The sequence below is a fragment of the Streptomyces flavofungini genome, from assembly GCF_041028215.1.
GTDB classification, from domain to species: Bacteria; Actinomycetota; Actinomycetes; order Streptomycetales; family Streptomycetaceae; genus Streptomyces; species Streptomyces flavofungini_B.
The window spans coordinates 1-1,345 of sequence record NZ_JASKYR010001313.1 but is presented as its reverse complement, the minus strand read 5'-3'; the positions used below and the strand labels follow the sequence as shown (position 1 = coordinate 1,345).

General features: G+C 71.6%; 2 protein-coding genes. Both read left to right on the top strand.

Annotation, left to right across the window (positions count from 1 at the left end; genetic code table 11):
- Positions 1-129 precede the first annotated feature (129 nt).
- Entirely contained in the window at positions 130-885 is a 756-nt protein-coding gene (locus tag AB8Z36_RS40700) for a CoA transferase subunit A (RefSeq protein WP_369218376.1), read from the top strand.
- Positions 885-1,345, top strand: a 461-nt coding sequence (locus tag AB8Z36_RS40695) for a 3-oxoacid CoA-transferase subunit B (RefSeq protein WP_369218375.1), incomplete at its 3' end; no start/stop codon positions are given. The genes AB8Z36_RS40700 and AB8Z36_RS40695, both read left to right, overlap by 1 nt.

Sequence of the window (1,345 nt, the reverse complement as noted above, 5' to 3'; positions counted from 1 at the left end):
ACAACGCCCCTCTTGTCAGCCCGTTCCCGCTCTCCTATCCTCGCCGAAATAGTCAGTGCCCTGATTAATTCCCTGCCGCATCTCAGGGTGACCGGGGCCTGGGGAGACCGGACGAGAGGGGCCGCGCGGATGGACAAGGTGGTGGCCACGGCCGCCGAAGCGGTGGCCGACGCCCGCGACGGGGCGTCGTTCGCCGTCGGCGGCTTCGGCCTCAGCGGCGTGCCGAACGAACTCATACGGGCGCTGCACGCCTCCGGCGTCTCGGACCTGCGGGTGGTGTCCAACAACTGCGGGGCGCTCGACTCGGGACTCGCCGTGCTCCTCGCGGCGGGCCGCATCGCCCGCGTGACCGGCTCCTACATCGGGGCCAACAAGGAGTTCGCCCGGCAGTACCTCGGCGGCGAACTGGAGGTCGAGATGATCCCGCAGGGCACACTCGCCGAACGGCTGCGGGCGGGCGGCGCGGGCATCCCCGCGTTCTACACCCCCGCCGGAGTGGGCACCCAGGTCGCCGACGGCGGTCTGCCCTGGCGCTACGACGGCGAGGGCGGTGTCGCACTGGCCTCCCCCGCCAAGGAGGTACGGGAGTTCGACGGCACCGCCCACGTCCTGGAACACGGCATCCGCACCGACTTCGCGCTGGTCCGCGCGGCCGTCGGCGACCGGCACGGCAACCTCGTCTTCCGCAGGTCGGCACGGAACTTCAACCCGCTCGCCGCGATGGCGGGCCGCGTCACCGTCGCGGAGGTGGAGACGCTGGTGGAGCCGGGCGAGATCGACCCCGACGCGGTGCATCTGCCGGGCGTCTTCGTGCAGCGCGTTCTCGCGCTCACCCCCGAACAGGCGGCGGACAAGCGGATCGAGAAGCGGACGGTGAGCGGCTGATGCCCTGGACCCGTGAGCAGATGGCCGCCCGCGCGGCGCGCGAACTGTCGGACGGCCAGTACGTGAACCTCGGCATCGGCCTGCCGACGCTGATCCCCAACCACCTGCCGCCGGGCGTGCACGTCGTCCTGGAGTCGGAGAACGGCGTCCTCGGAGTGGGCCCCTATCCCGCCGAGGCCGACGTCGACCCGGATCTGATCAACGCGGGCAAGGAGACCGTGACCGTACTGCCCGGCGCCTCCTSCTTCGACTCCGCGCTCTCCTTCGGGATGATCCGCGGCGGCCACATCGACGTGGCCGTGCTCGGCGCGMTGCAGGTCTCCGCGCGCGGGGACCTCGCCAACTGGGCCGTGCCCGGCAAGATGATCACCGGGATCGGCGGGGCGATGGACCTCGTCCACGGCGCCCGCCGGGTCATCGTCGTCATGACCCACACCGCCAAGGACGGCTCCCCGAAGAT

What these genes read in the sequence shown, in the direction of transcription:
- AB8Z36_RS40700 (WP_369218376.1), top strand. Translation starts at nt 130, where the DNA reads ATGGACAAGGTGGTGGCCACGGCCGCCGAAGCGGTGGCCGACGCCCGC.